This is a genomic window from Wolbachia endosymbiont of Brugia pahangi, from assembly GCF_012030695.1.
GTDB lineage: Bacteria > Pseudomonadota > Alphaproteobacteria > Rickettsiales > Anaplasmataceae > Wolbachia.
Map to the genome: position 1 here is coordinate 602,953 of NZ_CP050521.1, position 17,388 is coordinate 620,340.

A 17,388-nucleotide genomic window follows, 5' to 3' on the forward strand; every position below is an offset into this window, starting at 1 on the left:
GCACAGAGTATCAAAAGATGCGCATCTGAATATGAGAAAATGAAGGAAGAATTGAAAGAAACCTGCATATAGATGAAACATAGCACAGAAATCAAGGAGAAAGAGGCTGGGTTGGGTAATAACAACAAAGCGCTCTGACACTTCTAAAGATGACCGAGTCTCGTGGCAAGAAGGTGTTGCAAAGTTTACTGCCAGAATACAATGGCATAGTTGTAAGTAACAATACGCTGTGTACAATTATTTTAGTCTTGAAAATAGATAGATATGTTGGACACATTTGACAAGAGATTTTGAAAGATTTGCGTATAGTAAAAATATTGAAGTGAGCAAAATTGGCCAGGCGCTCAAGTCACTCAACAACAGAGTATTTGTGGTACAAAAGCAAAAAAATAAAATTTGGTAGATGATTTAAGATTTTATCAACTAATGTAAAAATTTTGAAAAAGGGTAGAACATCTTTTGTGTAAAATGACTAGGGTTATAAATGGTACTCAAACTTTGAGGATGGCTGCCAAGATGTTAAGATCTGAGGATATGGAAGTTTTTACGAAAACTTGAAGTGATAGATACAACCAATAACCTTGCAGAACGGTAAATGAGGCGCTATGTAATCTATTGTAAGAACAGCTTTTTCACTTGGTCAGAACGTGGAGAAAGATTCATAAAAGATGTTGTCGATATTTTAACTTCGCGTCTAAATGGCCAAAATTCCTTTCAAAAGTTACAGAATCTAGTAACTGTTACTGCTTAATTCTTTATTCATTTCCACAATTTGTAAACGGTTACTTCTTTTTAAGACTTCTGATTATAACTTCTGAAACACTTTGCTCTTCTCATTGATCTCTACTTTTATTTCCTTTTCTGCTTTTCCATCTCCATCTTTTATCTCCGTACTGTTAGGGTATAAATGGACACCAATCATTCCTACTTTGGTAACAAAAAATATTTCAATACCACACCGTAGACTAATTTCTTTTTTCTCCTTTTAGTTTTTTTTCAACTCTTATTATACTCTCCTCAACATAAAATATATAGTGTTTTAAGCTTAACTCTTCTACTTTTGGGCTATTTCAACTTTTACAACCTTAATAATGACATCTTGTGGATATTTTATATAAAAATAGCAGTTATCTATGTCTACCACTAAACCATCTTCTTGAATTTGTGTATCCTTATTTACTATATCTTCATATGCTGGATTCTTTAAGTCGCTTTTAACCTTCTCACATTGTACAGAGAGACCATTAACAAAGTCTTTATCATAAGTTACATGCCCCAACTCACCACCATAGAAGTCATCTCTTTTCATTTTCCCACCTTTTGATAATAAACTACTAATAATGTTTTTCACAACTCCTAAACTTTTATCCTCTATTACCTTACCTGTATTGCTATTATCTTGATTTTCACCACTGTAGTAAATATCCTGATCTCTCAATGCACGTGCTTTACTGCTAGGGCATAGATTTTTACTATTAGTAACATCTATTAATACCTCAAATATTATAAGTCTGTTACAGTTCTACTATACCTATAACATAAATTAGCCTTATTCCTTAAGCATTCACATCTAATTATTGTGTACAACACCTGGCAGCAAGCCCCAATCTTCAAAATTGGAATCAGCACCTATCACCTAATCATTTCATCTGACTAACTAGTTATTTGATTAACGTACCTCCGGCCCTAGCTCTTAGAACCATCAAGTATATTTCCTCGAACACTCCCTTCAATTTTTGTACTGCATTCGCTCGTACTATCTGGCATTTCTTGACCATAACTTCTGTCTGTACAATTATTGCCTTCTGGCTGTCCTGAATAAGTACTACCGGAAGTATGTTGATTACTATTCTCACCTGAAAAGTGATTAAGTTCTAAGCCTGATTATTATTACCGGAAATACAATCTGAAACTATATATTCCTCACTATTTTGTGTTCCTACTTTCTTTCTCTTAGATGGCTCTTCAATTGATGGTGCTCGTTATTTCCTTAAAAGCAAGTTTCCCGGAATTCGATTGTCATTTGCTGGCAACTTTAAGCTTGGCAAGCAGCTACATAATTAGCCCGCTCCTTATTCATTAGTTCACCTCCACCATTCATACTATATAACCATTACTCACTAGCTTCCAAGTATTCACCATAATATGGGCAGGCCAACAAAAAAACCATGTTCCTCTACCACAGATATTTATTTCCTCATCCTACATACCTTAGTTACTATAATAGCTTTACACCTTGATTAACTTTGACAGATATGGCTTAAGATATTTACCAGTAATACTTTCTGGTATATCTATTATTTCTTCTGGAGTTCCAGTGGCAACTACTTTCCCGCCTTTCATTCCACCTTCTGGACCGATGTCTATTATATAATCCGCAGTTTTTATAACGTGCAAGTTGTGCTCGATAACTATAACAGTATTTCCTAAATCAACTAACTTATGGAGTATCTTTAGTAAATTATTCACATCCTCAAAATGCAATCCTGTCGTTGGTTCATCAAGAATGTATAATGTCCTCCCAGTAGACCGTTTCGATAGCTCTCTGGATAGTTTTATCCGTTGTGCTTCACCTCCAGACAGTGTTGTCGACGGCTGCCCAAGTTTTATATAGCCAAGTCCCACTTCCTGCAAAGAGACCAATTTTTCTTTCACCATTGGAAGGTTGTCAAAAAAATCACACGCTTGATCTATTGTCATATCAAGCACATCAGAAACTGATTTTCCTTTGTAAGTAACTTCTAGTGTTTCTCGGTTATACCGCCGACCTTTACACTGCTCACATTTTACATAAACGTCCGGCAAAAAATGCATTTCTACCCTTAAATGCCCATCACCTTTACACGCTTCGCACCTTCCTCCCTTGGTGTTAAACGAAAATCGGCCTATGTTGTAACCTCGTGCTTTTGACTCTGGGAGACCCGCAAACCAATTTCTCACATGAGTGAAAATGCCGACATATGTTGCTGGATTCGATGCCGGAGTTCTACCAATTGGCGATTGGTCTATTTCTATAATTTTATCTATATATTCAAGGCCTTCTATCTTATCGCATTGGCCATACTTCGCGGATGAATCATACATTTTGCGCGCTAAATATTTATATAATGTTTCTACAACTAAACTTGATTTCCCCCCCCCTGATATCCCAGTTACACAAATAAGATTCCCTATAGGAAACTCAACATCTATATTTTTTAAGTTATTCTCACATGCGTTTACCACTTTTATGTACTGAGTTGCTCGCTTTCTTCTTTTTGGAATTGAGATTGTTTTCTTTCCACTTAAATATTGCCCTGTTATGCTTTTCGAGCTTCTTTGCACCTGATCTGGTGTTCCTTCTGCAACAATTTTCCCTCCATTCACGCCAGCTCCAGGACCAATATCAATTGCATAATCAGCAGCCATTATTGTATCTTCATCATGCTCAACAACGATCACGGTGTTTCCCATATCTCTCAGGTTTTTAAGTGTGGCAATTAATCGATCATTATCACATTGATGAAGGCCTATTGATGGTTCGTCAAGCACATATAGAACACCTGTTAACCCTGAACCAATTTGTGAAGCAAGCCTGATTCTTTGACTCTCACCACCAGAAAGAGTACTAGACTCACGATCAAGTGTAAGATAATTCAACCCTACATTCTTTAAAAAAGTTAGTCTCTTAATTATTTCATTTAATATTTTATTTGAGATTTGCTTCTGTTGTTCTGTAAGCTTGCTCGGCAAATTCTCAAACCATTTAAGGAATTCATCGATGCTAAGCCTAGATATCTCACCTATATGTCTACCATCAATCTTCACTGTTAGTGCTTCTTTTCTTATTCTAAAACCAACACATTCCTTACAGTTAGCAACAGAGCAATATCGTTCAATAAGCGTTTCATCATAATCTATCTGGTTTTCCAAGATACCTACCAAACCTCGAAACTTCGTTTCTTTAGAACCAAAAAGTATTACATTCTTCACTTTTTGATCTATGTTCTTCCAAGGAATATCAAGGCTAAATTTGCGGGTTTCAGCCAGTGATAGGATCGCACTTTTTAGAAATCCATAGCTTGCATGCACTTGACGAGACATTGATCCCACTGGCCTTAAAGCGCCTTCAGATATTGAAAGTGTTTCATCTGGCACTATCAACTTTATATCAATATCCAGCTTTTTACCAAGCCCATTACATGAATAACATGCACCGTAGGGACTGTTAAAGGAGAATAATCTTGGTTCTAATTCCTCAAGAGTAAAACCAGATTCCGGACATGCAAAATTTTCTGAGAAAGTTAAAATTTGACCATCTTTATACTCAGAATTATGATTATCAGGCAAGCTCATTATTTCCGCATACATTAAGCCATGGCCAAGCCTCAATGCTGATTCTATACTACTTGGCAGCCGGTTCCCTATATTGTCTGATACCAATATCCTGTCTGCAACAACGAAAATATTGTGTTTCTTGTTTTCATCGAGCTTAGGTAAATCATCTATATTATGTACTTCACCGTCTATTTTTAATCTCACATAGCCTTGCTTTTTTATTTCCAATATCTCTTTAAGATGCTCTCCCTTTCTGCCACGTACAATGGGAGCAAGTATATATATTTTAGTTTCCAAAGGCAGCGCCATTATAGTATCTACAATTTGAGATACAGTTTGCTTTGCTATTGGTAATCCTGTTGCAGGTGAATAAGGTATTCCTATTCGAGCATACATTAAGCGCAAGTAATCGTAAATTTCAGTAACAGTTCCAACTGTTGATCTTGGATTTTTTGAAATTGACTTCTGATTAATAGATATTGCAGGAGAGAGGCCTGTAATCGATTCAACATCTGGTTTATCTTGAATGTTAAGAAATTGACGTGCGTAAGCCGACAGGCTTTCAACATACCTACGCTGGCCTTCTGCATAAATTGTGTCAAACGCAAGGCTAGATTTACCAGAGCCACTTAGCCCAGTTACAACAACTAGCTTATTTTTTGGTATATTGACATCTACACCTTGTAGATTATGCTCTCTTGCACCCTTAATTCTTATAAAATCGTCCATACATCGCATACCTTCAATTATTATAGCCTATAAATACATGAACTTGCAGTAACTTTCTACTAATTTTTAACTATTATGGAAAATAATAAGAACACAAGCTTACAAGAAGGACATCATTCAAATAGCTCTAAAAATAAGGAATCGTTTGACAAACTTTGCCAACCCCCTTATCAAGTGCTGAAGCTGATTATTTATCCTCTCTGTACAAATTAAACGACAAAAAAGCTTAGCGTATTTAGTGTTTTATGTTTAGTTTTTCGTACTATGTACACCTCGTATTTTTTACATTTTTGTCTACATTACCAACTAGTGCTGTAAATCGCGCTTGCTGAGCGCTTAAACATAAAAAAACCACCAGCTGATAATAAGGTCATTTAGCGTAATTCTTACTGAGGTTAATCTTACCTTTCTTTCTACTTTCTTTGAATCCAACACATTCTACAGTATTATCTTTTATACTTTTACTAATCTAGTTTGCAATTTGCTCAGCAATTTTATCTATAATATTTTTAGAATCATACTTATGCTCATGCCTATGTTCATATCTATTATTAAACTTATGCCTATACCTTATTGTTCTTCTTCATTAGCAACTACAGTAGAAAAGTGTTTGTACTATGCCTCATTATTGTCAATATTGATATATTTATTTATATTCTCAGTACCTATAAATAGCTCATTATCTGGTGTTAACTTATCCAGATTTTTATAAAATTCGTCTGTTGTATGTGTATAAAAACTGCTACTTACATTTTGATTAGGGGAAGGTTAAGTTGAAAGCAAACCTTTAAGATCATTTGGCATATGGCATATTTAACTTAATAGCGTAATAAAGTATAAAAGGGTATTCCAATTGGTCAATAGGAAATCATTTATGGAAGCGAAATCACGGTACCTGCTCAGCAGAGCAGCAAAAAGTGGTTGAACAAGCGAATTGTTAGAATAAAATGGGCTAAATAAGGTGTAATGTGGTTAAATTTTCACACTTTACATAATTTGAGGCGAAAAATCGATCATTTGAAGTCTTTTCTCTTTCCTCCTCAATCATACCACTGAACAGACATATTTATTTAGTATAAGATTAGCCACTTTCTATAATTACCGAGTTAGTTTAGCAAGCAAACCTTTCTAGATACCAGTGTTACGTACTAGCATGACACCCTACTGGTCGAGATTGCCTTAAAACTACAATGTTTATACAGCTGTGGGTTTATGGCAAGTTCACTGTCTATAATCAGCTCCTTGCCCTATTGTACTAGCATTATAAAACTAATAAAAAGGAAAGTACTGACTCCCATAAGGAGAAGCACTCGGAAAAGAATTCCCAACATCAGGATTTTGAAAGTAAGAAGGTGGTGTATTATAGCTGTTTACAGCTTCCTTAGCCTTCTCAATATTATCTGACTTCTTTTCATGTTTCATATGAAAAGCCAAGCTACCAACAAAACATACAAGAAAATTAACGCCAAGGGTAACTAATCCAAATTCTGGTAAAACTGGGCAAAATACACAAGCTATTAAAGCCGCTAAAGAAATTGCACTAACTATAAACTCAATATTTCTGAACATTTTAAGTTTGTTATCTAGGTAATCTATTTTTTCTTCTTTTCTTGCCGCTTTTTTGCTACTGTGGTACCAAAAGCACATACTAACATGGAAAGCCACTACTGCAGCTACTATACCTAAAGCTAACAACTTTCTACTGTCTTCCGAGTCTTTTTTCTTATTTTCTCTGCTTTGGTTAGTGGTATTGCCATAGATAACTATAGTGTGACCACGCCTAACAAGTAAAGAATCGATACAACATCGCAATAGTAAATAACCCAAGAAATCTAAACTTCTATTGTATACATGTATATGTGTAGCAGATTGCCCGTTACTCTCTTCATTACATTGATCACTTTCCCGTTCCACCACTGCTTAAATCCGAGCACACAAATCCTTTATATAATCTTTCAAAATTCTCCTCATTTCAATCTGTTGCGTTTCATACATCACAAAATTGTAAAAACCCTTTAACGTTACTGTACCACCAAAATTTTAATAGGCCAATGCATACCCTTCTAAAACACTCCTGCTCGCTGGCATAGACACTTTTCCAAACTAAAATTAAATTAATAAATACTTACTATAATAAAGCAATGCTTCCTTATCAACTCAAACATAACTTAATATCCTGTCAATATTCTTTCCACCAGCTCTTTTACTGTCGGTATGTAGCCATTCTCATAAAACGGATCTTGCTTGAATCTGTAAACACTGTGCCCAGAAAACATGAGCTCATTTTCAATATTGCCGTCATGTATAATGTTTTGCAGTGTCTTTTGTATACAAAAACTCCGCGGATCTGGCTTTCGCCCTGTTGAATAGTCACCATGATCTTTCCAATTACTAAATAAACAATGGCTTAAACACCCCATGCAATTGATTTGATCTCGCCTGATCTCTGCAAATTTGTCTGGTGTTACAAAAATAACAGTTGTATCTGGAGTTCTCATTGCTTCTGTATATCCTGCTTTATTCCATGTATCTGCCAGTTCCTTGTCTTTTGAAGTAAGGTAAATATTTCTACCTCTTGCACCAATCGCAAATTCACTATCGAACTCTTCGCTGGCATTTTCTGAGAATTTTATTTGACGTGAATTCCGTTCCTGTAACTCACGTATGAAGTTATTTCTTACTGCAGATGAGTAAAACCCTGTTGGACTGAATTTATTTAAAAACACATCACCTTCTTCCAAAGTCAACAGCTTCTTTTTCCACTCTGCAGAAATTGGGCTTTCTTTCGTTAAAAGCAGACGAGTGCCAAACTGAAAAGCTATTGGTCCGATTTGCAGATTGTCAAACCAATGTTCCCAATCTTTTAAACGCCACACTCCCCCCGCCATAACAATTGGTGTTTCTGAAAGACCGATCTCGTTCATAAAAGACCTAAGTTCCACAACTCTCTCAAATGGAGCTTGTGGTAACTCCGGGTTCTCACTATTACTTAATCCATTATGCCCTCCAGCAAGCCACGGATCCTCATATACTACTCCACCGAGCAAAAAAGAAGATATTTTTTGATAAGCACGTTTCCACAATGCTTTAAAAGCACGTACCGATGAGATAATAGGGTAATAATAAACCTGATATTTGGCTGCAATTTCTCCAAGCCTGTAAGGCATACCAGCACCACAGGTAATACCATGGACTAAGCCCTTTGCTTTTTCTAATATACCATGAAGTACACGTTCTGCCGCTCCCATCTCCCAAAGCACATTCATATGTACTCTTCCACGACCTTTTGATATTTCATTTGCTATTCTTGCCTGACTAACTCCAGCCCCAATACTATACTCAATCAATTCTTCATGTTTTTCATTTCTTGTTTTACCTTTGTAAACCAATGGCACTAACTCACCGTTATCATCAATAAGCTTGGCATTTGCACCAGAAAACGTTCCAACAGCATCTGCTGCAGCAAATGCTCCGCTCGATCCCCCATCACTAACTGCAATACCTTTACCGCCCTCGATGATTGGCCACACTTCCTTTCCTGAAATTATCATTTTTTTTATCTTATTTTTCAAAGCTTCCTCGTAATCTTTTATTCTATTTTATTTAATTACTAAAAAAATAATAGCTGTTTATTTTCTTTCGATACTATCAGAACTACGCAGCAAATTTGGGTTTTAAGTAGACACACAAAAAAAAGCAGCTACTGTAGGTATAGCTTCATAATGTGTTTTTTGTTATATGATTATAGGTCTAACAGGAGGAATTGGAGTAGGGAAGAGTTTTATAGCCAATTGCTTTAAAGAATTCGGTGCTGCTGTGTTTGATGCTGATTTTATTGTACACCAGCTTTACAGAGTGGACAAAAACATAATAAACTACGCAGAGAAAAATTTCCCTGGAGCGATAGTAAATGGTGAAATAGATAAAACAGTATTGTCCAAATATTTCTTAGATTATGATGAAAATTGGAAGCAATTCCAATCCTTAGTCCATTCAGCTGTGCAAAATGAACTAGAAATTTTTATTGCTCAGGATAAAGAGATCAATAGGAAGCTCTTAGTTCTAGACGTTCCACTTTTACTGGAAACGAGATTTCATTTATATTGCGACTTTATTATTTTCATCTATGCAGATAGTGCCGCACAAGCTCAAAGGCTCAGTGAACGTAATATAGATAAAGAAAAGCTAGATCTAATTTCCAGTATTCAACTACCTGTCAAAGAAAAAAGGCAGATGAGTGACTTTACCATTGATACCAGTGCAAGTAAAGAACATGTTCTCTCTCAAGTAAAAGATATAGTAGACTCGTTAAGCCTCAGCAGTTGATTTCAATCCACAACTTGCTTTTATTAAATCACTCTGAATTTTGACTGTATTATTTGTAGATTTTACCACTGAAATTTCAAACTTTGAATTTGCATTCAAAAATGACTTAACTGACCTGCCAAAAAAATCATACCTCCATCCCTTAAATAGTTTGTCTACCTGCCCAGACATTGACCCAACTAATTCATCTTTTGATGAAACCAATTTTCTTGATATATTATTTTCTTTACATTTGCTTTCTAAAATAATTGAGAGCATATCGAATACAGATCTATCATAACTATTTGATAGAGTATAATCTTGCTGCACAAAATTTTTCTCATTCTCATTAAAAACATCTATAAATTCTAATAAATCCTCCTCTCTTATATTTTTTGTGTTCCTCCTAAGATCATCCAAAATTTCATCAACGTGTTCCACTTTTTTTTCAATAAAACCAGCTACTACGGCATTGTTCACTATCTTATTACGATTTATATTATAACGCTGTGCTAAGGTCTCTTGCCATTCACTAACCGCTTTAATAATTATCATCAATTTTGGATTTGCCTCATAATTAAACTTAATCCTCTTCCATGCATCTTTTGGACTATGTAAATATTTATTTATATCAACCACTGATTCCATCTCCTCGTGAAACCAGCCCATTCTACCACTTTCTTCAAGTCTATCGCACAATATTTGGTGTAAGTCATATAGGTGTACCACGTCACTTATTGCGTAGTCTAACTGATCCTTAGACAATGGCCTTCTTAACCAGTCTGAATTTTTAGCTTTAATTTTATCTAATACTACCCCTTGATATTGCTCTACTACTTTTGAGTAACCAATAAAGTCGTGATAATAATGACAAAACATAGCAGCAACTTGGGTATCAAAAATGGGAGCAGGAATACACTTAAACACAGTGAATAAGGATTCTATATCCTGCCGACAACTATGAAATACTTTAGTTATTTCCCGATTGAGCATGATTTTCTTAATAAATGATAAATCAACCTCTGGCGCTAATGCATCTACAATAAAACTTTTCTCTCCATAAGAAATCTGAATTAACGACAATCTTGGATAGTAAGTTAAGTGATTTCTAATGAACTCCGTGTCAGCTGCTATAAACTTCGGCTTTTTTGCTATTAACTCTTCACATATATCTTCCAGCTCTGATGTTGTATTAATTAACATATATTTTTTATTAAGTAGTTCTATTTTACTACTTATATTAAATTTTGCAATTAACGACTTTCTTAATTAAGCTTTTAGTTCTTTAAACACTTCACTTGCTCTATTTAAAATAGAATCAGGAAAACCAGCAAGTTTTGCCACATGTATTCCATATGACTCATCTGCAACGCCCTCAACTACTTCATGTAGAAAGATCACCTCCTCTTTCCATTCTTTTATTCTCACACAAAAACACTTGACACTTTTCAAGTATTTGCTTACTTTAGTTAACTCATGATAATGAGTTGCAAAGATAGCGCGGCACTTATTTACATTGTGAATATGTTCAATTACCGCCTGAGCAATAGATAAGCCATCATACACTCCTGTTCCTCTACCAATTTCATCAAGTATTACCAAGGAACGGTCTGTTGCTTGGTTGACTATGGTTGCTGTTTCAATCATCTCCACCATGAAGGTGGAATAACCAGCCGTTATATTATCCGTTGCGCCAACCCTGCTGAATATCTTATCAATCACTCCAATATGTGCACTATCTGCTGGCACAAATGAACCCATGTGAGCTAAAATTGCAATGAGAGCGTTTTGCCTCAAGAAAGTGCTTTTTCCAGCCATATTAGGGCCAGTAATTAGATGTATACCAGACAAATTGATGCTATTTGCAATGAACTTATCGTTAACTTCAACAACTGGGTGTCTTCCATTGCAAATATTGAATTCCTTGCTATCGTTAATGATGGGTTTCGTGTAATCATTTTGCACTGCAAGCTCTGCAAACGCGGTTCTGATATCAAGTTTTGCCAAAGCATTTGCAGTAAGAGCAATCCTTTCAGATTCTTTAGCAATTTCACTACACAGTTCACCAAAGATTTTTATCTCTAAGCTGATTACAGCATCACGCGCCGTAAGAATTTTATTTTCTAATTCTTTCAATTCATTAGTAGTATAGCGCATGCTGTTTGCTAAGCTTTGCCTGTGAATAAATATGTCCGAAGTTATTTTATGATTCGCTGACACTTCAATGTAATAACCTAGTATATTGTTGTGCAATATTTTCAGCGCAGCAATACCAGTCAGATCACGGTAAGATTCACGAAGTCTGGTTATTAGCTTGTTGCTATTACTTAACACATATGATAACTCAGATAGCTCTTGATTATATTTTGGATTAATAAATCCTCCTTCTTTCACGGAATTGAGATTATTATCGAGTATAGCACTGTTTAGAAGCTCGAATAGGTCTTTATGGTTGCCAAGGCTTTTATATATTGTGCTAAGTTCATTTTCATCTGATTTTACTGTTATTTCAGCGTGCAACGCTGGCTGGATCCCAGTGTCAAGCACTGGGATAACATATTGTTGTAAGAGAGATTCATTTTTACCAGATTCAATTTTATACAAGAACTCAGATAATTCTAAAGTTTTCCCAAGGCCCACTTTCAATAAATTAATGTCTTTTGGTGAACCACGCTCCAGCATTAAACGTGACAAAGACCTCTCAATATCTGGAATGTTAGATAGTATTTCCCGTATTCTCTTGCGTGATTCATAGTTATTTACAAAAAATTCAACGGTGCTGAGCCTCAAATTAATTGCCTTAGAACAAGCGAGCGGTGATGCAAGCATTTGTTTTAGCAAACGCCCACCAGAAGCTGTTACTGTGTGATCGATAACTGAGATTAGCGAGCCTTTTTTTTCACCAAACTGAGTTAAAAATAACTCAAGATTTCTTCTTGCTGAAGCATCTACAAGCATGAAATTTTGCTGCTTATAGGGTTCTGGTAACTCAAGTCTTGGAACAGAGCCTCTTTGCGTTACTTTTACATATTCAAGCAGTGCACCACACGCCATAATCTCCACTTTGCTGAAACTTCCTATAACCCCAAGTTCTCTAACCTTATAAAATTCGCACAGCGTTCTATTAGATTTATTATACTCAAAAAAGCTCTGTGCATGCTGCGTAATCGATATTTTATAATTTTTTAAAATTGATCTGATTTTTTCATCCTCAGCTAGTTCATCAGAAATTAGTAATTCTTTTGGTGATATACGCAATAAATCACTATCCAGAGCTTTTAAATTCGTTAAGGTATGAAAAAATTTTCCTGTTGATAATTCAAGCCAGCCAATAGCATACTCCCCATTTTGTTTAACTATGGACGCAAGATAATTGTTGTTTTTATCCTCTAATAGCGAATCTTCAACAATTGTTCCTGGAGTTACAATTCGCACTACATCACGTTTTACTATAGATTTATAGCCCCTCCTTTTTGCTTCATCAGCAGTTTCTAACTGATCGCAGATTGCTACTTTGAATCCTAAATCTATTAACTTATGAAGGTAAGATTCACTACTATGAGCTGGCACTCCACACATTGGTACCTCTTGCCCATACGAATTACCTCTCTTAGTTAGTACTATATTCAGCAACTTCGCAGCTTTAATAGCATCATCAAAAAACAACTCATAAAAATCTCCCAGCCTATAAAATAACAGATGATCCTGATATTGAGCTTTTAGGTTCAAATATTGCTCCATCACAGGAGTATTTTTTTCTCTTACGAAGTTCATAACATTTTTAAATACGTTGCGTTAGCAATAGCTTCAACTTTATTATATGGACAACATAGAATTTACATAGGAATACTTTATACTATGCAAAGGCAATACTACTATTTTTTTAGAAAATTGTGCATATGCAATGGATCTGTGGTAGCCTCTTCTATAAGCCACAACTTATAACTAAAATTATATAGAATTTTGGCTTTTTGAAAAGCCCAAACTGCCATTTGCGGAAGGTATACATGTAATCTTTTTGCCAAAATTGAATCACAGCGTAAAAATAGCAACCAGAGAAAAAAAACAGAAACCCTTGCCTATTTCTATCTTTGGGCAAAATTGAAAATAAAGAGGTTTTTTATTTTCATACACACAAATAAAATTAAGCCTTATTTTCATTTTTGACTTTTTGAAAATAACATAGACTATAAAAACATTCTGCTAGGTTGGCGAATGAATATCAAAGAATTACATCAGGTAAAGTTATCAATGCATTAGCTGGCTACCGAGCATTTGTATCTAACCCCTTGCTATCAAATTTTGAATGGGATAATGCCTTAGTCAACAGCCTTTCCAGAGCAGACCATATTTTGGGTATGTCATCCAGGAAAGGAGCTAAATTGCCTAATCCTCATCTTCTCATGTGACCTTTTTATAGCACGTGAAGCAGTTATTTCAAGTAGAATTGAGGGAGCTTAAGTAACTCTGGGTGAAATTTTAGTTCAAGAAGCAGACACTAATGTAGATTGTAATCCCTATAATCTACAAGAAGTGCACAACTATATATTAGCACCAGTATGGATTGAAACGTTCACAATCTCTTCCACTGCTGCTTTAGCCGATTAAAGAAATTCATGAAAAACTTATGCAAGGTATAAGAGGTTTTTATGCAACCCCAGGGGAATTTTGCCAGGTATAAAATTGGATTGGAAGTCTAGGGTGTATAATAAACACAGCAAAACATGTGCTACCAATATCAAATGAATTTATAGGTTGTTTGGATTCCTTTGAAAAGTTTCTGTACGATAGGACACTATCCCACTCATATACATAGCTTTATACCATTATCAATTTTAAGCGATTCATTCATTCTTAGACGGTAACGGGGACATTGGACGTCTATTGATAACATTACTCCTCATCGAAAGAAAATTATCATCATCGCCTTTGTTATATTTAAGTGCATCTTTCGAAGCAACAAGAAGTGAGTACTATAAACAGCTTTACAATATAAGCAGCAAAGGCACGTGGCACGATTAGCTTTCTTATCAAATGGTGTGGCATTGCAATCATTGGACGTATTATCAAGAGCAGAGCGAATTAACAATCTAATTACAGATTGGCAAAATCATAAAACAGAAGGAGTTACTAGTGATATTGTAAGATACCTAGCTGTAAACCCTTATTTTACTATAAAGAAAGTAGTTGAAAACTTAGGTGTTGCATTTACAATAGCCTAAAGAGCAACAATGAAACTTGAGGATTTAGGTATTGTTTCACAAACTTCTAAGGGAAAGAGAGATTAGGTTTATTATGTAACTGATATTTTAAATATTTTAGAAGAGTTAATTTAGGATTATAGGAAATTTTGACAGTACATACCCCTATGCCTAACACACATCTCAGTGATTATAATATCCAATTTTTGATCATGTTCTTCTACTAGTAAATCTTTACAATATTGTTCTTCGTAAGCTACGCCTATAAATACTTTCCCAAGTGGTCGTAACTCTTTTATCACAGCATCATACCAACCACCACCAAAACCCAATCTATTGAGGTGATCATCAAAAGCAACAACAGGAGTGATAATCGTATCAGGGATTATGTCTTCACTTGTTTTATTCCATTCCTTAAATCTCAGTAGCTTATTTTTATCAGAAACTGCCACTTTATAACCTAGACCGAGCAAATTATACATCAAAGGTATAACATTTATTTCCCCGTCAATTGGAATGTAAGCAGCAACTGTTTTGCCTTTAACGTAACTTAAGTTCTGATTAAAGAAATTAATAAGGGAATTCGTTGCATAACTGGAATAACCCTCATCAATATTTTTTCTTATAGCTCTATATTGCTCTCTTATCTCTTTTTTTTGTTGTTTAATATCTTTGAGCATAATCTATCCATTTTGTAGTGAGTTTTTCTTGTAAATTGTTTTGTTTCAAGCGCTCACTTAAAAAATCAAAATCAATAAACTCCATAGCCTGGTCTTGGTTATTGCAACTATACACATAACTCTCTTCTCCTGTTTTTATATTTACATGTCGCTGCACACACTGAGCGCAGATTTCCTTCATCATACATTGCATAGGAGAATTGATCGATGATATTGCTAAGTGGCCTGATTTCAGATATGGCTTTAAAATTGTTTTTCTCGCTTTATTTACAGCCTTCATCATTTTATCTGAACCGATAGTGATAATTTTATCTATGACATTTAAATTAATCGCAGCATCACTTAATATTTCCTGTTGGTAAGAGATTATCGCATCAACTACATTACCATGAAAGGATTTGTCCTGATCTCTGCTTGTTTCTATCAAACCTTCTTCACATGCCCAAACTACCGCACTTGATGCATGTTCTATTAGTGTCCGTTTAAATACGTCATTTAATTTCCTATAGCCAGCAAAGTACAAAACCTTATTATTATTTTCAATACATGCTTTCCCTATTGAAAATAACACTGCATTTCCAACTCCACCACCAATTAGCATTACATTCTTCATGTACTATTCTAACCACAGAAGCTTATTCTGTTCAAATTTTCTGAAGTTTTATAGAAAAACTGATTTTGAAGGGGGATGGTAAATAAAATGCTTGTGCTTTACCCATGCTAAAGTAAAATTAAACTTTACTCAGTAGTTTTTATGCTCGATAAAATGTACGAAGAGTGCGGAGTATTTGGTATAAGCTGCAATAAAGATTCTGCCTTTGACTCTATACTAGGTCTTCATGCTTTGCAGCACAGGGGTCAAGAATCTTTTGGCGTAGTAACAAGTAACAACGATAAGCTGCATTCTTATCATTTTCAAGGTCAGGTGAGTAGTGTACTTGACAATATAGATGAAATAAAAAAATCCTTGCCTGGAAATTATGCAATAGGTCACGTTCGATACTCAACAAGTGGCAATAAATCTGGAGTGCAGCCTATCCTTGGCAAAAGTAACAAGTTTGGAGATTTTGCCATAGCACATAATGGTAACTTAATTAATATTTCTCCAATACGCGAGCAGTTGATTAAACAGGGACGCGTTTTTCAATCAGATATTGATACAGAGGTGGTAGCTCGTTTGGTAGAAGCCAATACGAAAAATAGCTTTCTAGAGAGTTTCATATATGCATTAAAGCAAATACAAGGCGCTTATTCTTTTGTAGCAATCAACCGAGAAGTAGTTGTTGGAATACGTGATTCAGCAGGAATCAGACCTCTTGTTTTAGGAAAACTGAACAGTTCTTACGTGCTCGCATCTGAGACTTGCGCCCTTGATATAGTAAATGCAGAGTTTATTAGAGAAATAGAACCAGGTGAATTAGTTACTATCGATCAAAATGGTAATCTAGCTTCAGCATTTCCTCTTTCTCAGCAAAAGTCAAGTTTCTGTATCTTTGAATACATTTATTTTTCAAGGCCAGACAGCATAATAGAAGATAGGTCCATATATGATATAAGAAAAGAGATAGGAAGAACACTTGCAGAAGAGAGTCCACCGAAAAACAATGTGGATATGGTTGTACCAATACCTGATTCTGGAATACCTGCAGCCATCGGATACACAAAATATTCAGGATTACCTATAGAACTCGGAATAATCCGTAATCATTACATTGGAAGAACTTTTATACAACCAACCGCTGAAGTACGTAAAGTTAGAATAAAATTAAAATTTAATGCTAATAAAGACATTTTAAAGGGTAAGAACATAATTTTAATAGACGATAGTATAGTACGTGGTAGTACACTAAAAAGCATAATAGTTATGCTAAAAGATGCAGGAGTAAAAGAAATTCACCTAAAAATCTCAAGTCCACCAATTAAGTATTCTTGTTTTTACGGAATTGACACACCAGAGTGCAAGGATCTAATTGCCGCAAGTAAGTCTGTAAGGGAAATAGAAGCAATTATAGGGGTAAATAGTTTAACCTTCTTAAGCATTGATGGATTATATCAGGCTGTTAACGGAGAGAAACGTAATAACACAGCACCGCAATACTGCGATGCCTGTTTCACTGGTGATTATCCGATTGGTAAGTAATCTAAGCAAGGTCACT

Annotated in this window: 11 protein-coding genes; 3 read left to right on the plus strand and 8 right to left on the minus strand. The window is 35.2% G+C overall.

Annotated features, from left to right (window positions below):
- Positions 1-1,054: 1,054 nt before the first annotated feature.
- The 4 genes from WBP_RS02845 to WBP_RS02860 form a co-directional block, all read right to left on the minus strand.
- A complete protein-coding gene (locus WBP_RS02845; protein WP_167895994.1) occupies positions 1,055-1,438 on the minus strand; it encodes a hypothetical protein in 384 nt (127 codons plus the stop codon).
- Positions 1,439-2,229: 791 nt separating this feature from the next.
- Positions 2,230-5,046 carry an excinuclease ABC subunit UvrA gene (gene uvrA / locus WBP_RS02850; protein ID WP_167895995.1) on the minus strand — a complete coding sequence of 939 codons (2,817 nt, stop codon included), beginning with the start codon at positions 5,044-5,046 and terminating at the stop codon, positions 2,230-2,232.
- 1,269 nt (positions 5,047-6,315) lie between these two features.
- Positions 6,316-6,963 (minus strand): hypothetical protein, encoded by a 648-nt coding sequence (locus WBP_RS02855; protein WP_179958973.1) that lies wholly within the window; start codon positions 6,961-6,963, stop codon positions 6,316-6,318.
- Positions 6,964-7,214: 251 nt separating this feature from the next.
- Entirely contained in the window at positions 7,215-8,618 is a 1,404-nt protein-coding gene (locus tag WBP_RS02860; protein ID WP_167895996.1) for an NAD(P)H-dependent flavin oxidoreductase, read from the minus strand.
- A 166-nt stretch (positions 8,619-8,784) separates the two neighbouring features.
- Between WBP_RS02860 and coaE the strand changes: the two genes are divergently transcribed.
- Positions 8,785-9,372 (plus strand): dephospho-CoA kinase, encoded by a 588-nt coding sequence (gene coaE, locus WBP_RS02865; RefSeq protein WP_167895997.1) that lies wholly within the window; start codon positions 8,785-8,787, stop codon positions 9,370-9,372.
- Here coaE and WBP_RS02870 read toward each other — a convergent pair.
- Both WBP_RS02870 and mutS read right to left on the minus strand, forming a co-directional pair.
- Positions 9,355-10,554: a ribonuclease D gene (locus tag WBP_RS02870; protein ID WP_167895998.1), complete on the minus strand. Its 1,200-nt coding sequence runs from the start codon at positions 10,552-10,554 to the stop codon at positions 9,355-9,357. The genes coaE and WBP_RS02870 overlap by 18 nt on opposite strands.
- Before the next feature lie 66 nt (positions 10,555-10,620).
- The gene (gene mutS / locus WBP_RS02875; RefSeq protein ID WP_167895999.1) at positions 10,621-13,125 is read right to left on the minus strand and encodes a DNA mismatch repair protein MutS; all 2,505 of its coding nucleotides are present in this window, start codon (positions 13,123-13,125) and stop codon (positions 10,621-10,623) included.
- Between the two features lie 1,235 nt (positions 13,126-14,360).
- Here mutS and WBP_RS02880 point away from each other — a divergent pair.
- Positions 14,361-14,573, plus strand: a complete 213-nt coding sequence (locus WBP_RS02880) for a hypothetical protein (RefSeq protein ID WP_167896000.1) — start codon at positions 14,361-14,363, stop codon at positions 14,571-14,573.
- Between the two features lie 116 nt (positions 14,574-14,689).
- Here WBP_RS02880 and WBP_RS02885 read toward each other — a convergent pair whose 3' ends face one another.
- Both WBP_RS02885 and WBP_RS02890 read right to left on the minus strand, forming a co-directional pair.
- A complete protein-coding gene (locus WBP_RS02885) occupies positions 14,690-15,232 on the minus strand; it encodes a 5-formyltetrahydrofolate cyclo-ligase (RefSeq protein WP_167896001.1) in 543 nt (180 codons plus the stop codon).
- Entirely contained in the window at positions 15,216-15,845 is a 630-nt protein-coding gene (locus WBP_RS02890; RefSeq protein ID WP_167896002.1) for a ferredoxin reductase domain-containing protein, read from the minus strand. The genes WBP_RS02885 and WBP_RS02890 overlap by 17 nt, the downstream gene beginning before the upstream one ends.
- 141 nt (positions 15,846-15,986) lie before the next feature.
- Between WBP_RS02890 and purF the strand changes: the two genes are divergently transcribed.
- A complete protein-coding gene (gene purF / locus WBP_RS02895; RefSeq protein ID WP_167896003.1) occupies positions 15,987-17,372 on the plus strand; it encodes an amidophosphoribosyltransferase in 1,386 nt (461 codons plus the stop codon).
- Positions 17,373-17,388 lie beyond the last annotated feature (16 nt).

What these genes read in the sequence shown, in the direction of transcription:
- uvrA (WP_167895995.1), bottom strand. Translation starts at nt 5,046, where the DNA reads ATGGACGATTTTATAAGAATTAAGGGTGCAAGAGAGCATAATCTACAA.
- coaE (WP_167895997.1), top strand. Translation starts at nt 8,785, where the DNA reads ATGATTATAGGTCTAACAGGAGGAATTGGAGTAGGGAAGAGTTTTATA.
- WBP_RS02870 (WP_167895998.1), bottom strand. Translation starts at nt 10,554, where the DNA reads ATGTTAATTAATACAACATCAGAGCTGGAAGATATATGTGAAGAGTTA.
- mutS (WP_167895999.1), bottom strand. Translation starts at nt 13,125, where the DNA reads ATGAACTTCGTAAGAGAAAAAAATACTCCTGTGATGGAGCAATATTTG.
- WBP_RS02885 (WP_167896001.1), bottom strand. Translation starts at nt 15,232, where the DNA reads ATGCTCAAAGATATTAAACAACAAAAAAAAGAGATAAGAGAGCAATAT.
- WBP_RS02890 (WP_167896002.1), bottom strand. Translation starts at nt 15,845, where the DNA reads ATGAAGAATGTAATGCTAATTGGTGGTGGAGTTGGAAATGCAGTGTTA.
- purF (WP_167896003.1), top strand. Translation starts at nt 15,987, where the DNA reads ATGCTCGATAAAATGTACGAAGAGTGCGGAGTATTTGGTATAAGCTGC.